The 21,431-nt window shown below is 73.1% G+C and carries 16 protein-coding genes, 1 pseudogene and 1 riboswitch; of the genes and pseudogenes, 7 read left to right on the top strand and 10 right to left on the bottom strand.

The genetic code is table 11. From position 1 onward, the window contains the following. Window positions 1–127 precede the first annotated feature (127 nt). Window positions 128–1,414: an ABC transporter substrate-binding protein gene (locus ACTWQH_RS00085; protein ID WP_443284159.1), complete on the bottom strand. Its 1,287-nt coding sequence runs from the start codon at window positions 1,412–1,414 to the stop codon at window positions 128–130. Between the two features lie 10 nt (window positions 1,415–1,424). Next, window positions 1,425–2,525, bottom strand: coding sequence for a carbohydrate kinase family protein (locus tag ACTWQH_RS00090; RefSeq protein ID WP_443284160.1), 1,101 nt, complete (start codon window positions 2,523–2,525; stop codon window positions 1,425–1,427). A 552-nt stretch (window positions 2,526–3,077) separates the two neighbouring features. Between ACTWQH_RS00090 and ACTWQH_RS00095 the strand changes: the two genes are divergently transcribed. The 5 genes from ACTWQH_RS00095 to ACTWQH_RS00115 all read left to right on the top strand — a co-directional run bounded on the left by ACTWQH_RS00095 (window position 3,078) and on the right by ACTWQH_RS00115 (window position 9,183). Next, window positions 3,078–4,592, top strand: a complete 1,515-nt coding sequence (locus ACTWQH_RS00095) for an arylsulfotransferase family protein (RefSeq protein WP_443284161.1) — start codon at window positions 3,078–3,080, stop codon at window positions 4,590–4,592. Further along, entirely contained in the window at window positions 4,589–5,629 is a 1,041-nt protein-coding gene (locus ACTWQH_RS00100; protein WP_443284162.1) for a type III polyketide synthase, read from the top strand. The genes ACTWQH_RS00095 and ACTWQH_RS00100 overlap by 4 nt, the downstream gene beginning before the upstream one ends. A 93-nt stretch (window positions 5,630–5,722) precedes the next feature. Beyond that, on the top strand, window positions 5,723–6,361 hold the full coding sequence (locus ACTWQH_RS00105) for a sulfotransferase family protein (RefSeq protein ID WP_443284163.1): 639 nt from the start codon (window positions 5,723–5,725) through the stop codon (window positions 6,359–6,361). Window positions 6,362–6,545: 184 nt separating this feature from the next. Beyond that, on the top strand, window positions 6,546–7,124 hold the full coding sequence (locus ACTWQH_RS00110; protein ID WP_443284164.1) for a TerD family protein: 579 nt from the start codon (window positions 6,546–6,548) through the stop codon (window positions 7,122–7,124). Window positions 7,125–7,239: 115 nt separating this feature from the next. Continuing rightward, complete coding sequence (locus ACTWQH_RS00115; RefSeq protein WP_443284165.1) at window positions 7,240–9,183, top strand: TerD family protein; 1,944 nt, start codon at window positions 7,240–7,242, stop codon at window positions 9,181–9,183. Between the two features lie 7 nt (window positions 9,184–9,190). Here ACTWQH_RS00115 and folP read toward each other — a convergent pair whose 3' ends face one another. The 8 genes from folP to ACTWQH_RS00155 form a co-directional block, all read right to left on the bottom strand. After that, window positions 9,191–10,003 (bottom strand): dihydropteroate synthase, encoded by an 813-nt coding sequence (folP, locus tag ACTWQH_RS00120; RefSeq protein ID WP_443284435.1) that lies wholly within the window; start codon window positions 10,001–10,003, stop codon window positions 9,191–9,193. Between the two features lie 56 nt (window positions 10,004–10,059). Beyond that, a riboswitch (ZMP/ZTP riboswitch) is annotated at window positions 10,060–10,154 on the bottom strand. Between the two features lie 42 nt (window positions 10,155–10,196). After that, complete coding sequence (locus tag ACTWQH_RS00125; RefSeq protein WP_443284166.1) at window positions 10,197–10,742, bottom strand: GTP-binding protein; 546 nt, start codon at window positions 10,740–10,742, stop codon at window positions 10,197–10,199. A gap of 31 nt (window positions 10,743–10,773) precedes the next feature. Beyond that, complete coding sequence (locus tag ACTWQH_RS00130) at window positions 10,774–11,157, bottom strand: DUF742 domain-containing protein (protein WP_443284167.1); 384 nt, start codon at window positions 11,155–11,157, stop codon at window positions 10,774–10,776. Then, complete coding sequence (locus ACTWQH_RS00135; protein WP_443284168.1) at window positions 11,154–11,585, bottom strand: roadblock/LC7 domain-containing protein; 432 nt, start codon at window positions 11,583–11,585, stop codon at window positions 11,154–11,156. Before ACTWQH_RS00135 ends, ACTWQH_RS00130 begins: the two co-directional genes overlap by 4 nt. After that, the gene (locus ACTWQH_RS00140; protein ID WP_443284169.1) at window positions 11,582–14,263 is read right to left on the bottom strand and encodes a sensor histidine kinase; all 2,682 of its coding nucleotides are present in this window, start codon (window positions 14,261–14,263) and stop codon (window positions 11,582–11,584) included. The genes ACTWQH_RS00135 and ACTWQH_RS00140 overlap by 4 nt, the downstream gene beginning before the upstream one ends. Before the next feature lie 195 nt (window positions 14,264–14,458). Next, complete coding sequence (locus ACTWQH_RS00145; RefSeq protein WP_443284170.1) at window positions 14,459–15,640, bottom strand: NAD(P)/FAD-dependent oxidoreductase; 1,182 nt, start codon at window positions 15,638–15,640, stop codon at window positions 14,459–14,461. A gap of 120 nt (window positions 15,641–15,760) precedes the next feature. Beyond that, window positions 15,761–17,356, bottom strand: coding sequence for an amino acid adenylation domain-containing protein (locus tag ACTWQH_RS00150; protein ID WP_443284171.1), 1,596 nt, complete (start codon window positions 17,354–17,356; stop codon window positions 15,761–15,763). Next, complete coding sequence (locus tag ACTWQH_RS00155) at window positions 17,353–19,425, bottom strand: beta-ketoacyl synthase N-terminal-like domain-containing protein (protein WP_443284172.1); 2,073 nt, start codon at window positions 19,423–19,425, stop codon at window positions 17,353–17,355. Before ACTWQH_RS00155 ends, ACTWQH_RS00150 begins: the two co-directional genes overlap by 4 nt. 743 nt (window positions 19,426–20,168) lie before the next feature. Between ACTWQH_RS00155 and ACTWQH_RS00160 the strand changes: the two genes are divergently transcribed. Beyond that, window positions 20,169–21,221 (top strand): GAF domain-containing protein, encoded by a 1,053-nt coding sequence (locus tag ACTWQH_RS00160; protein WP_443284173.1) that lies wholly within the window; start codon window positions 20,169–20,171, stop codon window positions 21,219–21,221. Between the two features lie 65 nt (window positions 21,222–21,286). Beyond that, window positions 21,287–21,425 (top strand): annotated as a pseudogene (locus ACTWQH_RS00165) (TetR family transcriptional regulator); the annotation flags it as partial. Between the last annotated feature and the right edge of the window lie 6 nt (window positions 21,426–21,431).

Here is a 21,431-nt window from a genome sequence, read left to right on the forward strand (position 1 = left end):
GACGAGGCGGCGGGGCCGCCCGCCCCGGCCGTGCGCGGCGGCCGGGGGCGCGGCGGATCCGGCCGTGGCGGGCCCGGCGGCCGGGGCGGCCGCGGCGGGGCCGGCGGGCCTGATCGGTGAGGACACGTCAGCCCACGCCCTCCTGCCGGGCGATCTGCCGGGCCGCGTCGACGGCGTCCTCCCAGGCGTCCTCCGGGTCTTTTCCCTGGACCTCGACGGTGGTCAGCTCGGTGTAGTACGGCACCGAGACGGCCGCGTCGGCCGGGGCCTCGTAGAAGGCGGGGATGCCCTCGGCGGCCGGGCCGAAGACCTCGACGGTCTTCTGGCCGCCGAAGAACGGGTCGGGCGCGGTGAGCGCGGGCAGGTCGTAGGCGGCGGGGGCGGAGGGGAAGAGGGCGGCCTCCTCGAAGCCGCGGGCCTGGTTCTCGGGGCTGAGCAGCCAGGTGATGATGTCGAACGCCGCCTCCGGGTTGCGGCACTCGCGCGGCAGCGCCAGGAACGAGCCGCCGAGGTTGGACGGGCCACCCGGGAGGGGGGCCACCCGCCAGTTCCCCTCGGTGTCCGGGGCCATGCTGGCGATGTCCAGGGCGGCCCATGCGGCGCCGGTCTCGGTGACCAGGTCGCCCGCGGCCAGCGCGGCGGCGAGGCTCTCGTCGTTGATCTTCGCGTCGATGCCGAGCTCGTAGGGCCGCACGGCGAGGTCCCAGGCGGCGCGGACGTGGTCCTGGTCGCCGATGAAGGTGTTGTTCTCGTCGATGAGACGGCTGGAGCCCTGGCCCATGGCCATGCTGAAGACGGTGCCGGTGTTCCTGACCCAGAACGCGCCGGGGACGGCCCTGGTGAACTCCTGGCCGAGGGCGAAGTAGTCGTCCCAGGTGGCCGTGGCGGCGGCCACCTCGTCGGGCTCGGCGGGCAGGCCGGCGTCGGCGAGGAGGTCGTGGCGGTAGAACAGCGCGGTGGGGCCGATGTCGATGGGGAAGCCCACCTGGACGCCGTCCTGGCTCTGGCCCTGCTTCCACTTCCACTCCAGGTAGTCGGAGCGGAGCCGGTCGAAGCCGAGGGTGTTGAGGTCGATGAAGCGGTCGGCGTTGGGCAGGAGAGCGGCGATGTCCTCGCCCTTGATGCCGGTGATGTCGGGCACGTTGCTGCGGGCGTTCATCGAGGTGAGCAGCTTCTGCCGGAAGTTGCCGCCGATGAGGCTGGAGCTCAGCTCGATGTCCTCGCGGCGGGCGAAGCGCCGCTTGGCGTCGTCGACGACGCTGTCGCTCAGGCCGCCGCCCCAGTACCACAGGGTCAGTTCCTTGCCGTCGGTCGTGCCCGAGCCTCCCGAGCCGCCGCCGCACGCGGCCATGAGTGGCGTGCCCGCCGTGGCGAGCAGCGCCGTCTGGACGAACCGTCTACGGGACAGATCCACTTGTCGTCTCCTACCGTTCGGAGTGATCGGCGCCGGGGGGCGGGGCCGCCTGGTCGCCTGCTGGAAGGCGTTCCGGGAGAACCGCTCCCGGGTCGTGGCCGGGGATCGCCTCGTCGAGGAAGGCGAAGTCCCGGCGCAGGCCGGCGTTGCCGGTCCCGGGCGCGGTGCGGACCGCGTGCCACCAGCGGGCGACGCGGTGCCAGTCGGGGGCGGCCGCGGCCCCGCTGACGCGCCCCACGGACAGCGCGGCGACCAGCGAGGCGAACCGCAGCCGCGTCACCAGCGGCCAGCCGGCCAGCGTGGCGGCGACGAGCCCGGCGCCGAACACGTCGCCGGCGCCGGTGGTGTCGACGGCCTCGGCCCTCACCGCCGGCACGCGGGCGCTCTCCCCGGTGGTGCCGTCCACGGCGTACACGCCGTCGCCGCCGCAGGTCACGACGGCGAGCGGCACCAGCTCGGACAGCTTCGCCAGCGCGGCGGGCGGCGAGGAGGTGCGGGTGTACGCCATCGCCTCCTCGGCGTTGGGCATGAACGCGTGACACATCCGGAGCTGCTCCAGGACGGCGCCGCTCCACCGCTCGTCCGGGTCCCAGCCGACGTCGGCGAAGACCCGCGTGCCCGCCTCGTGGGCCAGCCGGATCCACTCCTGCGGCTCGGGGCCGATGTGCGCGATCGCGGCGCGGCTGCGGGGTGGCTTGCCGATCAGCTCGTCGGGGGTCAGAGGCGGGGGTGAGCCGTGCGTGACCAGGGCGCGGTCGCCGTGGTACGCCAGCGAGACGGTCACCGGCGTGGGCCAGTCCGTCAGGCGGCGGGAGCGGGAGAGGCCGACGCCCTCGGTCTCGGCCAGAGCGCGCCAGCAGTGCGCGCCGGTCAGGTCGTCCCCGAAGGCCGCCGCCAGGCTGGTGCGCAGGCCGAGGCGGGCGAGCGCCACCGCGAAGTTGGCGATGCCGCCCGGGGAGGTGCCCATGCCGCGCGACCACACCTCGGCCCCGGACGTCGGGGGAGTGTCCAGCCCGGTGAAGCCGATGTCCCAGTACAGCAGGCCGGACAGGAAGACGTCGATGTCGACGCCTCCGTCGGGGCCGGCGTCCGGGCGGGGTTCGTGCGGCATGGGCCGTCCTCTCGTGCGTCGTCGCTTTCGATCAGGCGGATGCAGCCTCGTGCAGGATGCGGTCCGCTCGGTGATCAGGGCCAGCGCGAAGTACGCAAGAGATTGCATGAGATGAGCGACTTTGGCAATACCTCTTCGTATATGTGCTCAAGATTGATTGTTTTGCGAGATCTCCGCAGGTCAGGGCGGTCCGGGGCGCGCGCGCCCTCCGCGGGCCGCGGGCCGCGCGGGTGCCGAGGGCGCGAGGGAGCATACGGCGGGCGTGCGCCGGGTGGACGGCGCGTCCCCCGCGAAACGGGCGCGGCGCGCGAGAGCCGCGCGAACTCCGTGGTGAGATCCGGTGGTGTCCGCGGTCTTTTCTCGCCGCCCCCAGGCGATAAATCGTTTCCCCAGTCAACGGGGGTCAACGTTCCGTTGACAGCTTATTCAACAGCCATGTTAAATAAGCGAATTACCAGGTCAGGGGCGAGGTCGTAATACTGTCGTAATAGAACGGGCCTGCGATCGAATGCGACTTCGTGCTCGAAAAACACAGGTGAATGGCAGGCTGAGATGCATCTGTCCAGAAAATGGTCCGCGGTGGTGCTCGGCGGTATTTTCGCCGTCACTCTGGGAGCCCTCGGACCGGCCGGACCGCAGGCGAACCCCCCGGCTGCCGCGTCGCCCGAGCCGGCCGCTCTGACCGCGGCCCCGGAGGCCGGCTCCCCCGACACCGCCGACTCGAAGCCCCCGGGCATCGACGTCCTCACCCGCCGCCCCGGGACGGCCGACGGGCTGCTCTTCCTCACGCCGCAGCAGTACCTCGACGCGGAGTCGCTGCGCGGCCCCCAGATCGTCGACGACCGCGGCCGCACGGTCTGGTTCCGCCCGGTCGAGCAGGGCCTGAACGCCACCAACTTCCGCGTCCAGACCTACCGGGGCGAGCCGGTGCTGACCTGGTGGGAGGGAACCACCACCGAGCTCGGGATGGGGCGGGGCACCGGCTACATCGCCGACGAGAACTACGAGATCATCGCGACCGTCCAGACCCCGGACAGCGGCGAGATGATCGATCTCCACGAGTTCACCCTCACCCCCCGGGGGACGGCGCTCGTCGTCAGCTACCAGGATGTGCCCCACGACCTCCGCCCCGTCGGCGGACCCGAGGACGGCACCGCCGTCGACGCCGTCGTGCAGGAGATCGACATCGCCACCGGCGAGGTGCTCCTCGACTGGCACAGCCTCGACCACGTCCCGCTGGAGGAGACCGACCACCTGGGCCAGGGCAGCGACCGCCTCGACTACCTGCACGTCAACTCCGTCTCCCTCGACACCGACGGCGACCTGCTCATCTCCGGCCGCCACGCCAGCACCGTCTACAAGGTCGACCGGGAGACCGGCGAGGTCATCTGGCGCCTCGGCGGCCGCAACAGCGACTTCCGCCTCGGCCTCGGCGCCCGCTTCATCGAGCAGCACGACGTGCAGGGCGAGGGCGAGGGCGTCTACCGGATCTTCGACAACGGCGCCGCCAGCCTCGTCATGGGCTACGAGTCCCGCGTCGTCTGGGTCAAGATCGACGAGGAGCACGGCACCGCCACCCTCCTCAGGCAGCAGATCCACCCGGAGCTGATGTCGGCCTCGGCCGAGGGCGGCGCCCAGCTCCTGCCAGGCGGCAACACCCTGGTCAGCTGGGGCTGGGCCGGCCGCGTCTCGGAGTTCTCGCCCGGCGGCGAGCTGCTCTTCGACGCCGCGATGGCCCCCGGCGTCAGCAGCTACCGCGCCTACCGATGCGCCTGGGAGGGCGAGCCGGCCGGCGACCCCGGGGCCACCGTGGACGGCGCGTCCGGACAGGTCCACGCGATCTGGAACGGCGCCACCGGGGTCGCCGAGTGGCGCGTCCTGGGCGGCGACTCCGAGGACGAGCTGCGCCCGCTCGCCCGGGCGCCCTGGGACGGCATGGACACGCCGGTGCCGCTGCCCGAGCCGGGCCTGACCGGGATCGACCACCTCCGCGTCGAGGCGCTCGACGAGCGCGGCCGGGTGATCGGTGCCTCCCCGGTCCAGACGGTGGACGTCGACGCCTCATGACGCACGCCCGCATCGTGGACGTCAGCTTCCTCGCCCCGCCGGCGGTGAAGATGGCCGAGCTGGCCCACCTCACCGCCGCCGACGCGGGCGGGGACGCTGTCGCCCGGGTCATCGGCAACTCCGCCATCGTCACCAAGGGCATGGCGGTCAACCTCCTCCAGGAGGACTCCCGCTGGTGGCCCACCAGGCGCCGCATGGACCGCGGCCTCGCCGAGGCCAGGCGGCTCGGCCGGGACACCGTCGCGCGGGCCCTCGGCCGGGCCGGCCTGCCGCCCCGGGACGTCGGGCTGCTCGCCACCGTCACCACCACCACCCACTCCGCGCCCGGCCTCGACGCGCTCGCCCCCGAACTCGGCCTGCCGGACGACGCCCAGGTGCTCTCCCTCGGCCCGATGGGCTGTTACGCCGCGCTGCCCGCGCTGACGACCTGCGCCGACTGGGTCGCCCGCCACCAACGCCCCGCCGTGCTGCTGGCCGTCGACCTCTTCTCCCCCCACGTCCAGCCGCCCCCCTACGACAAGGAGGCGGCCGTCGTCCTGACCCTCTTCGGCGACGGCGCCGCCGCCGTCGTGCTCAGCCCCGCCGCCCCCGGCCTCGCCGGGGCGGACGTCATCGACGCCGAGCAGCTCACCGTGCCCGCCCACGCCGCCGACCTCCAGGTCCACCTCGGCGAGCGTGGCCTGCGCATCACGCTCAAGCCCTCCATGCCCGACGTCGTGGCCTCCCGCGTCGCGGTGCCCGCGCGGGCCTTGCTGGAACGCCACGGCATCGCCTGGCACGAGGTCGCCTGGTGGGCCGTCCACCCCGGCGGCCGCCGCATCATCGACCGCGTCGAGGAGGCCCTGCGGCTGCCGCCCGAGTCGGTGGCCGCCTCCCGCGCGGCGATGGCGGAGTTCGGCAACACCGCCTCCCCGGCCGTCCTCGGTGTCGTCGAACGCCTCCAGTCCGCCCGCCCCCTCGGCCCCGGCGAGCACGGCGTCGCCCTCGCCTTCGGCCCCGGCGCGACCATCTGGGCCCTGCTCATACGAGGCGCGTGAGCGGCGTTCGGCGTTTCCCCTTCGCCGCCGCTCCCCACTCGCCGCCCTCACGCGCTGCCACCCTCACCCCCCACCCCCCGAGAGGAACCACACATGCTTGACGTCTTCGGCGCCGGACTCGGGCGCACCGGAGCCCACTCCCTGACGGCGGCCCTGGAACGGCTCGGCTTCGGCCCCTGCCACACGATGCTCGGCATGCTGGAGCACCCCGAACAGGTCCCGTCCTGGCGGCGCGCCGCCGCCGGCGAGGCCGTGAACTGGCGGGAGATCTACGCCGGCTACCGCTCCAGCGTCAACCTGCCCGGATCCCGCTTCTGGCGGGAGATCACCGCCGCCTTCCCCGAGGCGAAGGTGATCCTCACCGTGCGCGACCCCGACCGCTGGTACGAGAGCTCCGCCCGCAGCATCTATCCCGCCGCCACCGCCCCGCCCCAGCCGGGCGCAAGCGAGGCGTTCGAGGCGCTGCGGGCCATGTCGCGCGAGGTCGTCTGGGACGGCCTCTTCGGCGGCCGCTTCACGGACAGGGACCACGCGCTGCGGGTCTTCCGCGAGCACAACGAGGCCGTGGCGCGGGAGATCGACCCCGGCCGGCTGCTCGTCCTCGACGTCGCCGACGGCTGGCGGCCGCTGTGCGACTTCCTCGGGGTCCCGGTGCCCGACACGCCCTACCCGCACCAGAACGACCGGGCGCGGTTCGCCTCCCTCATCCAGGAACACACCTCCGGAGGCTGAACGCCGCTCACCGCCGTCGGCCCGTTCGTGCCACGCGCCCTGGGCCTGCGGGATTTCCTGCGCGTGCGCGGAGTATTGCAGGATCGATACAAATGGCGGCCCATGGCGTCGGAGTGTCGGTGGCAGTGCGTAGTCTCGAGGCAGCCGTCGGAAGGACGGTGAGAGAACCGAGAGGGGACAGCACGTGAGTGTCAACATGTCCAAGGGACAGGCGATCAGCCTGCAGAAGTCCGACGGGGGCACCCTGACCGCGGTGCGGATGGGACTCGGTTGGCAGGCGGCGCCCCGACGGGGACTGTTCGGGTCGCGCACGCGCGAGGTCGACCTCGACGCGTCGGCCGTTCTCTTCGCCGACAAGCAGGCCGTCGACGTCGTCTTCTTCCGCCACCTGGTGAGCGACGACGGCTCGGTCCGGCACACCGGCGACAACCTGGTCGGCGGCGCCGGGCAGGGCGGCGACGACGAGGCGATCCTCGTCGACCTCCAGCGGGTGCCGGTCCACATCGACCAGATCGTCTTCACGGTGAACTCCTTCACCGGGCAGACCTTCGCCGAGGTGCAGAACGCCTTCTGCCGCCTGGTCGACGAGACCAACGGCCAGGAGCTCGCCCGCTACACGCTGACCGGCGGCGGGCAGTACACCGCGCAGGTCATGGCCAAGGTCCACCGTCAGGGCGGCGGCTGGACGATGACCGCCATCGGCGAGCCCGCCAACGGGCGCACCTTCCAGGACCTGCTTCCCGCGCTGCTGCCGCATCTGTGAGCCGGTGGCGGCACCGATACGCTGACCCGGTGCCCGGCGGCGGGTGACGCCGCCGGGACCGTGCGGCACGACGTGGGACGCAGGCGAGCGAACGAAGCCTTAAGGGGGCGCATCGATGACGGCCGAGCTGATCCGCGGGCAGAACCACCCTCTGCCCGAGACCCGCTTGGAGATCCGCGTGTCGGCCGGGACGCCGATCGTGGCGGGGGCGACGCTGAACGACGAGCAGTGGAAGATGCGGGACGCCGAGTGGATAGCTCACCCCGCCTCGCCGCAGCTGCCCGGGCTCGAGGTCTCCCGGCAGGCCGCCGCCGACCACCGCCTCGCCGTCGACCTCGGCGCCCTGCCCGAGGCCGTGCACCGGGTCAACGTCATGCTCGCGCTGCCCACGGGGGTGGGCGGGCCCACCAGCTTCGGCGCGGTCGCCGCCCCGTTCGTCGCCGTCACCGCCCTGGACGGCGCCGAGATCGCGAGCTACACCATCACCGATCTCGGCTCCGAGTCCGCCGTCGTCGCGGTCGAGCTGTACCGCAGGCAGGACGCGTGGAAGGTGCGGGCCGTCGGCCAGGGCTACGCCGGCGGGCTGGCCGCGATGCTGAGCGACCAGGGCCTGCCGCAGGCCCAGCAGCTCGCCGCCACCATCAACGAGGCCGTGGCCAGCGGCATGGCCCGCTCGGTGGCGCCGCCGCCGGGCGGGAACCGCGCCCGGCGCGCCGCGCCGGTCGGCGGGGGCACCGCGTCGCGGCAGCCCGAGACCCCGCCCGCCTCCCCGCAGCCGTCCCCGCAGCCGTCCGGCCAGTCCTCGGACGGGCGGATCAACTACCAGCACCCGGGCCGCGCCTCGTCCGCCGCGGCGGCACCGGCGGCACCGGCCACGCCGCCGCCCCCGCCCGCGGCGCCCGCGCCGCAGCCCGGTCAGCCCGGACAGCCCGTCGCGGGCGACGCCACCGGCTGGACCATGGAGGAGCGGCTCTACAACCAGGTCTGGGGCATGTTCGAGGACCTGGCCCGCAGCGCCGCGGCATACCGCAGCGCCGTCGACTTCGCCGACTCCCGCATGGAGCAGGAGCTCGACAAGGTGCTCTCCGACCCGCGGACCCGCGTCGGCCCGGCCGCCGACGCCGCCCGCACCCAGGCCCGCGCCAAGCACACCCAGCTCGTCGACCAGGCCCGCGCCGCCTTCGACCGCGACCTCGCCCAGCTCACCGCCGAGTCGCAGGTCGTCGAGCCCGCCCTGCCGCCCGCCTACGCCGGCTGGGACAACCCCGTCTGGCAGGCGTACCAGGTGCCGACCGAGCCGCCGATGGCGCTGCGCCTGGGCGACCTCAGCATCCCCGAGGCCCTCGGCCTGCGGGTCCCCATGCTGGTGAGGCTCCCGCTGCAGCGCGGCCTGTGGATCGACAGCGGGCGCTCCGGCGGCTCCTCGGTGGAGTCGGCGCTGGTCGACTCCGACGAGCTGCGGCGGCTCGCCGCCGAGACGGCCACGACCATCGCGGCCCGGCTGCTCGCCGTCCACCCCGTCGGCGACCTCAGCGTCCACGTGATCGACCCGGCAGGCTCGGCCGCCCGCTCGCTGGCGCCGCTGCTGGATTCCGGTGTGCTGCGCGAGCCGCCCGCCGCCGGCGCGGCGGGCGTGAGCACGGTGCTGGCCCGGCTGACCCAGCGCGTCGACCTGGCGCAGATGGCGGTGCGCAGCGGCGCCACCGACGCCCTGCCGCCCGGCCTGGACACCGCCGAGCAGCTGCTGATCGTCCACGACTTCCCCCACGGCTTCGACGACCGCTCCGTCACCCAGCTCCGCTACATCGCCGACGAGGGCCCCTCGGTGGGGGTGAACGTGATGATGGTCGCCGACCGCGAGGAGGCGCGGGCGTACGGGCCGGTGCTCGACCCGCTGTGGCGGGCGTTGCTGCGCGTCACGCCGGTGCCCGACGACCACCTCGCCGACCCGTGGGTCGGGCACGCCTGGACCTACGAGCCGCCGTCGGTGCCCGGCGGCAGCCAGATCCTCGCCCAGGTGCTCCACCGGGTGGCGGCGGCCCGCCAGGGCCTGCCCTAGGGAGGCGTCAGGGCGTGACCGCCCAGGGCCGGCCGCCGTCGGCGATCGCCGCCAGGACGGTGAGCGCGTCGTTGAGGGCGGCCACGTCGTGGGTGCGGATGTAGTCCGCGCCCTGCCAGGCGGCGTACAGCTCGGCGGCCAGGGTGGCGGGTCCGGAGTCGGCGATGGCGCGCTTGGTGAGCGCCCGCAGGAACGACTTGCGCGAGGCCGAGACGAGCACGGGCACGCCGAAGCGGGCCCTCAGGTGGCGTAGGCCCGCCAGGACGGCCAGCGAGGGCTCCGGCGTGCTGCCGAGGAAGTATCCGAGGCCCGGGTCGATCACCAGCCGGTGCCGCGCGACGCCGCCGGCCTGAAGCGCCGCCAGGCGCTCGGCGAAGAACCCCTCGACGCCCTCCCACACGGCGGCCGGATCGGTCGCCATCCTGGTCGCGGGCCCGCGCCGCTGGACGGAGTGCATGACGACCAGCCGGCAGTCCCCGGCGGCCAGCTCCCCGTACCGGCCCGCGTCGGGGAAGCCCTGGATGTCGTTGAGATACGCCGCGCCCCTGGCCATGGCGAAGGAGTGCGTCTCCGGCAGGAACGAGTCGACCGAGACCGGGATGTTCTCCTCGGCCAGCCGGTCCAGGACCGGGGCCAGCCGCTGCCGCTCCTGCCCGGGCGTGACCGGCGCGGCGTCCGGATGGCTCGCGGCGGGGCCGAGCTCGACGATGTCGGCCCCCTCCGCGCGCAGCCGGCGGGCGTGCTCCATCGCGTCCCCCGTGGCCAGGTACAGCCCGCCGTCGGAGAAGGAGTCCTCGGTGATGTTGACGATCCCGACGATGCGGGGCCTGGTGAAGCTGGTCACGTGCTGGGTCACGCCGTGCCTCCTGGTCTGCTGCCAAGGGCCCAGGCGCGCGGCACGACGTCCTCGGGTGACGGAGCCGCTCCCCGATGGTTCTCCCCATCCCAGCACGCCAGTCACGGCTCGGCGCCCACCCTAGCAACCGGGGCGCGGGCGGCATCCGTGGTTTTTCTCAGCGCACCGCGAGCGACTTGGCGGACTCCAGGAGGGCCAGCAGCACCCGCTTGCTGGAGTTGCGGCGCCGCACGTCACACATGATGACCGGCGCGGGCGACCGCAGGTTCAGGGCGGCGCCCACCTCCTCGGCCGTACAGTCGCGGCGGCCGAAGAAGCAGTTGACGCCGATGGCGAACGGGATGCGCCGCTGCTCGAAGAAGTCCACCGAGGCGAAGCTGTCGGCCAGCCGCCGCGGATCGGCCAGCACCACGGCCCCGAGGGCGCCGTAGGAGAGGTCGTCCCACATGAACCAGAAGCGCTCCTGACCCGGCGTGCCGAAGAGGTACAGCACGTGCTGCGGGTCGAGAGTGATCCGGCCGAAGTCCATCGCCACCGTGGTCGTCGCCTTGTCCGGTGTGCCGGCCAGGTCGTCGATCCCCAGACTCGCCTGGGTCATGTACTCCTCGGTCTCCAGTGGCGGAACCTCGCTCACCGATCCGATCATGGTGGTCTTGCCCACGCCGAAGCCGCCGGCGACCAGGATCTTCAGCGCTGTCGGCATCGCAGGCACGGCGAAGGAACCACTCGTCCGGTCATAGCTTCCGGATGCCATCGATTACCCTCTCAAGTAGTTCCACACTGGGGGCGGCCGACTCCCTGCTCGGCGCCTTGATCGAGATCATTGACTTGTCCAGCAGGTCTCCGCAGAGCACCTTCACCACGCTCGCCGGAAGGTCGAGCTTCGCCGCGATCTCGACGACCGCCAGTGGCCTCTCCTGGCACAGGTCGAGGATGGCGCTCAGTTCGGGCTGCTCCATGCGTCTGTCGAGAGCACGGGAGGACGGGCTCGCCATCACCAGGGTGATCAGCGCGAAGTCGGACCCGTTGGGGCGGGTGCGACCCCCGGTGATGGCATAGGGCCGAACGAGGTATCCGGAGCCCTCGTCAAACCACGACGCGTTCTCCGAAGCTGTCACAGACTCTGACCGTGCCTACCCGACGGCGCCTCGGTGCGCGGCGCGGCGCTGAGGTAGTCGCCGACCTGCTGGACTATGCGGGTCATCTCGTACGCCGCCATGCCCGCGTCCACCTTGTCCGAGGCCAGCACGGCCAGCTGGGCGCGCTGGCCGGCGTTCGTGACGAAGAGGAAGGCGTTGTCCATCTCGATGACGGTCTGCCGCACGTGCCCGCCATGGAAGCGGCGCGCGGCGCCCCGGGAGAGGCTCTGCAGGCCGGAGGCGACCGCCGACAGGTGCTCGGCGTCGTCCTGGTTGAGGCCGGCGGAGCGGGCGAGCGGCAGCCCGTCCTGCGACAGCACGATCGCGTGGTGGGTCTCGGGAACGCCGGCCACCAGGTTGTCCAGAAGCCAGTTCAGGTGGGCGCTGGCTTGGGTCTGGTCAGTCATCGCTGATCCTTCCTCGCAGGTCCTTCCGCATCGGCGTCGTGCCCGGGCGTCGTCGCCTCGGAGTCATGATCACCTGCTGGCGTCGCTGGATTCGCGTTGCGGGCGCGCCTGTTCCCCGACTGGATCGCGGCCATGATGGCCCCCGCCCGGTCGGGAGAGGGCACGGTGCCCTGCTCCTCGTCCCCCTGCCCGGTGGACGCGGCCTGCTGCTCCAGGCGCAGTTGTTCCGCGAGGCTTTCCCCGCGCACCCTCACGGGAAGCCGCAGCGAGCTCTTCGTCCGCACGGACGGCTGCGGTGTCACGTCGTCGTCGCCGGCGGGAGCGGCGGCGTTCGCTGTGTCGGCGGGCCGGTCCACGGGGGGGTGTGCGCGCCCCTCCGTGAAGGCGGCGTCCTCGGCGGGCAACCCCCGCCCGCCCGGTGTGCTCGGCAACAGGCCCGCACCTCCATACGCGGGATATCCGCTGTGGTCGTCGTGGTCGTAGTCGAACAGCGACGGCGGCGCGACGTCCAGACCGTCGCTGGCGGGGACCGCCGCCAGCGCCGCCTCGGCCGCGGGCACCGGCGCCTCGTCCTCGCGTGGCTCACCGGCCCCGTCCCCCGCCCGGGTCTCGCGCGCGTCCCGCTCCTCCGGCTCGACGGCGGCCGGGGGGGCGAAGGCGGCCGTCGCCGCGGTGGCGGCGGCGTCGGCGGCGGAGCTGTCGGCGTCGGGGTCGGACGCGGCGGCGTCGGGGAGGATGCTCGACAGCAGCGAACGGGACTCCTCCAGCAGCTCGCTGGGCAGCAGCACGACGGCGAGCGTGCCCCCGTAGGGCGACTTGCGCAGCGCGATCTCCAGCCCGTGGCGCTTCGCCAGCCGGGCCACCACGAACAGCCCGAGGCGCGGGGCCTCGCCCAGCGTCATCACGTCGAGCTTCGGCGGGTCGGCCAGCAGACGGTTCACGCGGTCGTACTCATCCTCCGACATGCCAAGGCCCCGGTCCACCACCTCCAGCGCCACCCGGCCGCGGGCGACGACCTCGGCGCTGACGGTCACCTTGGTCTCCGGGGGGGAGAACGACGTGCCGTTCTCGATGAGTTCCGCGAGCAGGTGGACGACGTCGGCCACCGCCCGCCCGGTCAGCGACACCGGCGGGGCGGGCAGCGCCTCGACCCTGCTGTAGTCCTCGGTCTCGGAGATCGCGCTGCGCATCACCTCGTAGATGGGCACCGGCTTGCCCCAGCGGCGGGCGGGCAGGGCGCCGCCCAGGATCAGCAGGTTCTCGGTGTGCCGCCGCACGCGCGTGGCCAGGTGGTCGACGGCGAAGATGTCCTTCAGCAGCCGCGAGTCCTGATGCTGGCGCTCCAGCTTGTCGAGCATCGGGATCATGCGGTTGATCAGGACCTGGGTGCGGCGGGCCAGGCCGAGGAAGACGGTCTCGGAGCCCTCGCGCCCCCGGGCCTGCCGGTTGATGGTCTCCACGACCTCCTGCCACTGGTGCCGCATGGCGGCGGCGAGCCGCCCGATCTCGTCGGCGCCGTAGTCCCCCTCCAGCCCCGGGCTTGCCGCCGCGTCGGACTGCTGCTCGCGCCCCAGCCGCTCCGCGAGCTGCGGCAGCGCGCTGTCGGTCAGCTCCTCGGTGGTGCGCCGGAGCCGGGAGACGCGGCCGATCAGGGAGCGCGTCAGGCGCCGGGCCAGCACGATCGCACCCGCCAGCGCCGCGAGAGCCGCCAGGGTGCCCAGCACGGCCGTCAGCAGCAGCCGGCCGGACTGCGAGGAGCCCTCGTCCGCCACGCCGTCGATGGCGTCCGTGGACAGCCGCCGCAGCTCCTCGCCGACGGTCTCGGCCGCCGCCTGCCAGTCCGTGGGCGGGTCGGGCAGCTCCGCGGTCCCGGTGCCGTCCGGGTCCTCCGGCGTCACCAGCTGCGCGAAGTGCGGCGACCCGATGAGGCGTTCGTAGCCCTCCGCCTCCGGCTCCGGGAGGTCCTCGGGGGCGACCATGGTGCGGGCCTGCAGCTGCAGCGCCAGCGCGCGGGTGAACTCCTCGCGCACGGCGGCGTCCACGTCGCCGCCAGGGCTCACGCCGGCGACCAGCGCCCGCTGACGCGAGACCATCTCACCGATCTCCACCAGGGAGACGGCGGCGGCGGAGTCCCGCGCCAGCCGCTCGCCGTCCTCGAGCCTGATCGCCGCGCCGAACAGGCCGAGCGACTCGGTGGCCGCGTCCGTGTACGCCCGGAACGTCTCGACGGCGGTGACGGCGTGATCGTCGACCGCCTCCCGCTGCTCCGACAGCTCGTCCAGCGCGTCGATCAGGCTCGCGCTGTGCTCGCGCACCGACGCCCGGTCCGAGTCGAAGCCCGCGCGCGACCGGCGGAGGGTTTCGGCCGCCACGTCGGTGTCGCTGCGGGCGTCGTCCAGCGCGGCGCGGGCCTCGTCGGTCGGGTCCGCCTGCCAGGCCGCGGTGAGGCGGCGTTCGTCCTGGAGGAGGGTGAGGAGGTCATGGGCGGGCGAGGCCACCGACTCGGCGAGATCGGCGTCGTCGCGCAGCCGGAGCCCGTCCTTGACGAGCCCGCTGCCCGCGTACGCCCACAGCGCCGTGAGGGCGAGCGCGGCGATGAGGACGGGCAGCGCAAGTGAGAACCGGAGCGTTCTGCGATAGGCCCTGGGCACTCTGTGCCGGTCGCGTATGCCTGACATCTGATTCCTCGTACGGCGGCGGATCAGTGATGGAGCTAGGGGACACACAGGGAAGGATGTGCGCGGTGACCGGTTGTCCCGGGTGGGGGATGGTTGTGACGGCCTGACGTGACGTCAACAACGGGTCAACCGACCCGCTGCACCGTACCAGGTCACGCGGCACTTCGAGGTCGAAGGGGCGAGGATCACACAACGTCACATGAGTGCCATCAGCCTCGCCGTGTACAGGGCCTTCGCCGGGGCGATTCCCGCCACGAGGTCGAAGTAGGTCGCCGTCAGCTCCGGGTCCCGGCCCACCGCGCGCAGCAGCTCCAGCCGCTGCTCGTGGGTCTCCAGGCGCGCCACGCTCAGCGTCGCCTCGAAGCCCTCGGCGAGTGCGGTGTCCCGCTCGGCGGCGTACGCGCGTAGCGCCTGGTCGAGTCGCGGCGTTTCGGCCAGCCCGTCGCCGATGTGCCGCGCCAGGGACTCCGCCTGGAAGAAGGCGTCGGTGATGCCGCGCGCGGTGATGGAGTCCTTGTGGTGCCCGGCGTCGCCCACCAGCGCCCAGCCGGGGCCGGTGGCCTGGCGGAAGAAGTTCTGCTGGTCGCCCGTGCCGCGCAGCCGCTCGACGCGGCGACCGCCGGGCAGCCGCTCGAAGACCGCGGGCGCGGTGGCGCGAATCTGCTCCTCGTACGCCTGCTGGGCGTCGGCGCGGACCGCGCCGAAGCGGGACTGCGGGAAGTAGGCGAGGACCAGCGTGGCGCCGTCGTTCGTCGGCACGGTGACCACCCAGCCGCCGGGGGCCTCGTACGACTCGAACGCCGCCGGCACGTCCTGCCAGTAGGCGTAGTAGGCGCAGGTCAGGCGCGGCTTGCGCACGGTGAACGCCGCCCCCGCGAGGCGGGCGACCCGTGAGCGCATGCCGTCCGCGCCGATCACCAGGCGGGCCTGTTCGGTGAACGCCCGGCCCCGGTGGGTGCCCCGCACGCCGACCACCCGCCCGGCCTCGTCGTGGAGCAGGGAGCTGACGGAACAGCCGCCGCGGAACTCCACGCCGGCGGCGACGGCCCCGTCCACGAGGATGGAGTCCAGCACGTGGCGGCGCGGCGCATAGGCCGCCCGCTGACCGTCCACGCCCCGGCTGCAGCCTTCCAGGCGCACGTCGGCCACCTCGTAGACGGCCCGGTCGAGCGGCGGACAGCCGGAGGCGCGCACCCGGTCGAGCAGCCCCCACCGGGCCAGGGCGGCGACGCCGGGCTGGTGGATGAGGTGCGTGGAGAGGGTGTCGGAGGGAAAGTCAGCCCGGTCGAGCAGCAGCACCCGGTATCCCGCGCGGGCCAGGAGCATGGCCGTGGGAGATCCGGCGCACCGCGCCCCCACCACGATGACATCGAACATGTGCGGGCCTCGCAAACAGTCAGGAGAGCGGGATGGTGAACGCCGTGGGTCGAGCGCGGTGGGCTTCTCGGACGGTGCCGGGCGATCGGGGAGTCAGGGGAGTGGGGGAGTGGGGAGGAGTCAGGTGCGCGTCCCCCTGAGCGTGTCGGCCAGGGCGAGCCGGTCGATCTTGCCGTTCACGTTGAGGGGAAGCTGGTCGAAGACGGCGATCCGGCGGGGGATCATGTACGAGGGCAGCCGGGCGCCGAGGGCGACGTAGACCGGCTCGGTGTCGCGGCAGTCACCGGTGACGACGGCGTGCAGCTCCTTCTCCCCGTCGCTGCCGTCCACGGCCAGCACCACCGCGTCCCTGACTCCCGCCTGCTGCCTGAGCACGGCCTCGATCTCGCCGAGCTCGATGCGGTAGCCACGGATCTTGACCTGGTGGTCCACCCGTCCCATGTGCACCAGACACCCCTCCTGCACGGCGACTCGGTCACCGGTGCGGTACCAGTGACGATCGGTCAGCGGTGACTCGCCGGTATAGGTGTGTACCGTACCGTCATCGTCCACGGACAGGAACCGGTCGATGTTCTGTTCCGGTTCGAGGTAGCCGGGGAAGCGCTGCGGCCCCCGCAGGCACAGCTCGCCGTCGGTGCCGGGCCGGCCGTCCTCGCCGAGCAGCAGGTACTCCAGCGAGGGATGGCACGTGCCGATGGGCACGGTCCCGTTGGCGGGCCGCGGCCAGTCGCGGGGGCTGTGCGGCAGCCGGTACGCGGTGCAGCTGACCGTGACCTCGGAGGGGCCGTAGAGGTTCTCCAGGGTGCTGCCGGGGGCGGCCGCCTGCCACGCCTCGGCCGCCGTGAGGGACAGCGGCTCGCCCACGAACAGGCTCCATCGGAGCGTCGGCATGCTGCCCGGCTTCAGGATGCCCAGGCGTTCGGCGAAGGAGACGACCGAGGGCACCGAGAACCAGTGGGTGATGCGGTGCTCGTTGACGAGCCGGACGGGGGACATGAGCAGGCTGCGCCTCGGCACCACCAGCGCGCCGCCGGAGCCCCAGGCGACGTGCAGGTCGAAGACCGAGGCGTCGAAGGTCAGGTCGAAGGTGTGGGAGAACCTGCCGTCGGGCCCGGCGCCGTAGCGGGGCACCACGTGGGCCAGGTAGGCGGAGAGGTTGCGGTGGAGCACCGGAACGCCCTTGGGGGTGCCGGTCGATCCCGAGGTGAAGATGATGTAGGCGATGTCCTCCGGCGTGGCCGGACAGGGCGGCGGGCCGGCGTCCGGGGACGGCTCGGCGGGGTCCGCGGCGAGCAGCGGTACGCCCAGCGCGGCGCCGGCCAGGGCGGCCTCGGGGGAGGCGTCGGTCACCACCAGTTCCAGGCGCGCGGCGGCGGCGATGGCGGCGTTGCGGGCGGCGGGGAACTCCGGGTTGAGCGGCACGACGGCCGCGCCGGTCCGCGCCACGGCGAGGTAGGCGACGTAGGTGGCCACCGAGCGGTCGGCGAGCACCCCGATCCGCCGGGGCGCGCGATCGCCGCCGGCGGCGGCCAGCAGCCGGGCCGCGAGCGCCTCCGCACGCCGCCGCAGCTCGCGGTAGCTCAGCCGCTCCGCCCCCACCTCCAGCGCGGTGGCGTCTCCGAACCGGTCCGCGGAGCGGGCGAACCACTCGTACAGCGTCAGCGGCGGGGGCCCTGGCGGCGGGGCCCCCGGCTCGGTCCGCGGTGTGGTCGTCATGCCGCCTGTGCCTCCTGCACGTTGAGCCACCTGCGGAACTCGCCCACCGTGCGGAGCTCGGCGAGTTCGTCGGCCTCGATGTCGTAGCCGTGGTCGCTGGCGAGCTTCAGCATGATGCGCAGCCTCGCCAGCGAGTCGATGCCCATGTCGGACAGCAGGGAGCTGTCGGAGTAGTCCGCGGCCTGGGTGCGGGCGTGTTCCCGCAGCACCGCCGCGGCCAGGTCGTCCGTCCGCGCGCCGGGCGACCGCGCGCCGGGCGCCGCCCGCTCCGCCCGCGCCTCGCGCGCGGCCTCCTCCGGCGGGTCCGCGTGGCCGGCCTGCCCGTCGTGCCAGTAACGCCGCGTCTGCCAGGCGTAGGCAGGCAGCGGCACGAAGCTGCAGTCGGAGCCGAACAGGGCGCCCCAGTTCACCGCCTCGCCGCTGAGGTACCGCTCCGCGACCGCGGCCGGCAGCGCGGCGCGCTCCTGCGCGCCCGGGACCCCGGCCCCGGCCCCGGCGTCGATCCCGGCCCGCAGTGCGGCGGCCATCTCCTGATGCGAGGAAGCCACCGCGGCCAGCCGGTGCGCGTGGTGCTGCCGTCGCGTGGCGGCGCTGAAACAGATGTCGCGGAGCTCGAACGCCGACCCCTTCCCGCCGGGGCCGAGATACGCGGCGTAGGACCGGGCCAGCTCCGCCAGCGCCCGGGGGGAGCGGGCGGAGAGCGCCAGCACGTACGGCGTCGGCTCGCCCTCGGCGGCGGCCGCGGCGGGGGGCGTCTCGCCCTGACGGAGCACCAGGTGCGCGTTGAGCGAGGAGATGCCCTGCCCGGTGACGCCCGCGTAGGCGGGCCTGCCGTGGTCGGGCAGCGGCTGCGGCTTGGCCGGCACCGTCAACGGCAGATCGTCCCAGGCGACGCGGGGGTTGGGGCTGTCGATGTTGAGGCTCGCGGGGACCTCGCCGTGTTCCAGGCACAGCACGGCCTTGACGAAGCCCGCGATGCCGCCCGCCGCCTGGGCGTGCCCGACGTTCGTCTTGACCGAGCCGACCAGGCAGGGCCGGTCCGCCGGTCTGCCCTCGCCCAGGACCTCGCCGAGCGCGCCGAACTCGACGGGGTCCAGCACCGCGTCGCCCGTGCCGTGCGCCTCGACGAAGTCGACGTCGGCGGGGGAGATCCCGGCGTCCTCGTACGCCCACCGCAGGACCTCGACCTGGCCGGTGGCCGAGGGGGTCATCAGCGCGCCGCCGCTGCGGCCGTCGTTGCTGACGGCGCTGCCCTGGATCACGGCCCGGATGCGGTCCCCGTCGGCGCGGGCGGCGGCCAGCGACTTGAGGACGACGACGCCCACGCCGTCGCTGGGGGAGTACCCGTCGGCGCCGGCGTCGCCGAACTTGCTGCGGCCGTCGCGGGCGAGGATCCCGGCGCTCGTCATGATGATGCCCTCGTCCGGGCTGAGCGCGAGGCTGACGCCGGCGGCCAGCGCCAGCGGACTCTCGCCGGCGCGCAGGCTCTGCACGGCCGAGTGCACGGCCATCAGGGAGGAGGAGCAGGCGGTGTCGAGCAGCACGCTGGGCCCGCGGAGATCGAATACATAGGAGAGGCGGGCGGGCATCATGGCACGGAAGTTGTGATAGAGCGACGGGTTCAACGCCTCGCGTCCCCGCCGGGTCTGGGCGTCCAGGTAATCCGCGCGGGAGCTGCCGACGAAGACGCCGGTCCGGCTGCCGGCCAGGTCCTCGGGGCGCTGCCCCGCGTCCTCCAGCGCCTCCCACGCGGTCATCAGCAGCAGGCGCTGCTGCGGGTCGAGTTCCGTCGCCTCGGCGTGCGACATCCCGAAGAACTCGGCGTCGAAGTCGGCCACTCCGTCGATGTATCCCGCCCGGCGCGTGCCGATCCTTCCCGGGCCCGGGCGGGGGGAGGAGGAGTACAGGGCGTCCACGTCATAGCGTTCGCTGGGTGTCTCGCTCGTGGCGTCCACGCCGTCACGCAGCAGCTCCCACAGCTCGTCGGTGCCGGAGGCGCCGGGGAACCGGCAGGCCATGCCGATCACGGCCACCGAGCGGGCCTCGATGTCTGCTGTTGACCTCTTCACCAGTAATCTCCTCCGATGCTCCTGACGTGTGCGTTCAGTCAGGTTGGAACTCGCCGCTGTCGCTTTCGAGTCGCCTCTGAGTGAATGAGCCCCGTTTTGCCTCTGGTCAGTTCTGGTCACCGACACCCATGCGGGGCCCGGCCAGACGCCTTGCCGGTGCGCACGTTCCCGGCCATATGTCGCGGCCAGCGTCCAAGGGAGGACCAACTGGGCAGACTTGCGCCATTCGCGTCGCTAAACCGCCACAACCACCCTGTGCTGTGAGATATTTCATACACACGCGGGTCCCGGCGGTGTGCTGCCTCGCACCAGGGCGGAACGACCCCGCGCGAGGAGGTCTGCCTGGTCTACGACGCCCTACTCGTCTCCTCCGGCGGCCGTTCGATGTCTCGGACGGCGGCGTTGACGACGGAGCGATCGCGCGCAGCACCGGGCCCCGGACGTCCGCAGGCCTGCGGATGGTCCGGTGCCGGGGCAGCAGCACGTACACGGTTGATGACGACATGCCCACAGCAAGATTGTCGTACGACTAGCCGCTTCCGTTTGTTGTCGATCGTGGATTGACGGGAAGTGATCGATGGGCGGTTGGGCGTGGCTCGATCGGGACAGGATCCAGGGTTGGGCGTATGTATGCTCCCCGCGCGGCCAACGGCCTGGTGGCGCGCCGCGGCTGTGGCCTGAGGCATCCGATGTTCTCTGGCGGGGCGGCGCGTTGGGTATCAGGTCTGGTTTCATGTGTCGTCATGGACCCTCTGACACCCGACCAAGCCCAGCACGAGGGTGAACAGCGCAGGCGCCGACTGCAACTTCTCGGCCTAAATGCGCCCGAACCCGAGGCCAAATTCGACCGCATAGCCCGTCTTGCGGGGCACTTCGCGCAGGCCCCGGTCGCTCTGGTCAACTTCATCAGCGACGAGCGGCAGATGTTCCGCGGCGTCTACACCCCGCCCGCCCAGCCCGAGGACGGCGGCGAGGCGGAGGACCGGGGCGTATCCTTCGACCTCAGCGAGCTCCCGGAGAAGGTCGGCCGCGAGGGCCCGCTGCACTTCGGCTTCTGCCCCCATGTCATCGCCCAGCGCTCGCAGCTCGCCCTCGACGATGTCTTCGACTACCCGCGTTTCAAGGGCAATCCCGTCGTCAACGAGCTGGGCGCCCGCTCCTACCTCGGCACGCCGCTGCTCGACCACACCGGCATGCCCCTCGGCACGGTCTGCGTGCTCGACTTCCGCCCGCGCCGGTGGACCCGCCAGCACATGGAGGACATGGAGAGTCTGGCCCAGACCCTCCTGTCGGAGTTCCAGCTGCGCGACAGCCTGCTGATCCAGCAGCAGGAGCTGTTCGCCGTCTTCGACGGCGCGCCCTTCCCGATCATGCTCACGCAGGGGCCGGAACACCTGCTGCGCTACGCCAACGCCCGGCAGGGCGCGGCCTTCGGCCGGGTCCAGCAGCTGAGCCCCGGGCGGCAGGTGCTGCCGGGCCTCGACGCCGTCGGCGTCTTCTCGACGATGGACCGGGCCTTCCACACCGGCCAGACCACCACCCTCCCCGAGGCCCGCATCGCCTCCTACGACTCCCGCTCGCCCCAGACCTTCACCTTCACCTGCACACCGGTCCGCCTGTCGCCCAAGGCGCCGGTCAGCGGGGTGCTGACGGTGGCCGTCAACATCACCTCCTCGTCCCCGACCGAGGGCGAAGCGCGGCAGCTCGCCGCCGACTTCACCTCCCAGGTCGAGCGACTGGGCTCGGCCAGCCCCGGCTGGTCGAACTCGGGCCAGCAGTTCGAGAGCAATGTCTGACGCCTGATCCGCCACCGCGCGAACCCGTCGTGGTCTCGCGGTGGCGGATCTGCGGGGCGTGTGCCAGGACCAGCAGGGCCACGCTCTGCCGGCAGTGGGGGCGGCAAGCCGGAGCTGATGATCACCGCACTGCACCACCTCAAACCGCCCCCGAGCGCCGCGGACATCGACACCGGCTCACTGGCCGGCGACCTGCACGAGCTGCCCGAG

The organism is Streptomyces sp. 6N223 (genome assembly GCF_052246635.1).
In the GTDB taxonomy this organism is placed as follows: Bacteria; Actinomycetota; Actinomycetes; order Streptomycetales; family Streptomycetaceae; genus Streptomyces.

Coding starts and splice junctions, on each gene's coding strand:
- ACTWQH_RS00100 (WP_443284162.1), top strand. CDS start 4,589: ATGACGCACGCCCGCATCGTGGACGTCAGCTTCCTCGCCCCGCCGGCG.
- ACTWQH_RS00160 (WP_443284173.1), top strand. CDS start 20,169: ATGGACCCTCTGACACCCGACCAAGCCCAGCACGAGGGTGAACAGCGC.
- ACTWQH_RS00140 (WP_443284169.1), bottom strand. CDS start 14,263: ATGTCAGGCATACGCGACCGGCACAGAGTGCCCAGGGCCTATCGCAGA.
- ACTWQH_RS00090 (WP_443284160.1), bottom strand. CDS start 2,525: ATGCCGCACGAACCCCGCCCGGACGCCGGCCCCGACGGAGGCGTCGAC.
- ACTWQH_RS00105 (WP_443284163.1), top strand. CDS start 5,723: ATGCTTGACGTCTTCGGCGCCGGACTCGGGCGCACCGGAGCCCACTCC.
- ACTWQH_RS00125 (WP_443284166.1), bottom strand. CDS start 10,742: ATGCCGACAGCGCTGAAGATCCTGGTCGCCGGCGGCTTCGGCGTGGGC.
- ACTWQH_RS00135 (WP_443284168.1), bottom strand. CDS start 11,585: ATGACTGACCAGACCCAAGCCAGCGCCCACCTGAACTGGCTTCTGGAC.
- ACTWQH_RS00150 (WP_443284171.1), bottom strand. CDS start 17,356: ATGACGACCACACCGCGGACCGAGCCGGGGGCCCCGCCGCCAGGGCCC.
- ACTWQH_RS00145 (WP_443284170.1), bottom strand. CDS start 15,640: ATGTTCGATGTCATCGTGGTGGGGGCGCGGTGCGCCGGATCTCCCACG.
- ACTWQH_RS00095 (WP_443284161.1), top strand. CDS start 3,078: ATGCATCTGTCCAGAAAATGGTCCGCGGTGGTGCTCGGCGGTATTTTC.
- ACTWQH_RS00115 (WP_443284165.1), top strand. CDS start 7,240: ATGACGGCCGAGCTGATCCGCGGGCAGAACCACCCTCTGCCCGAGACC.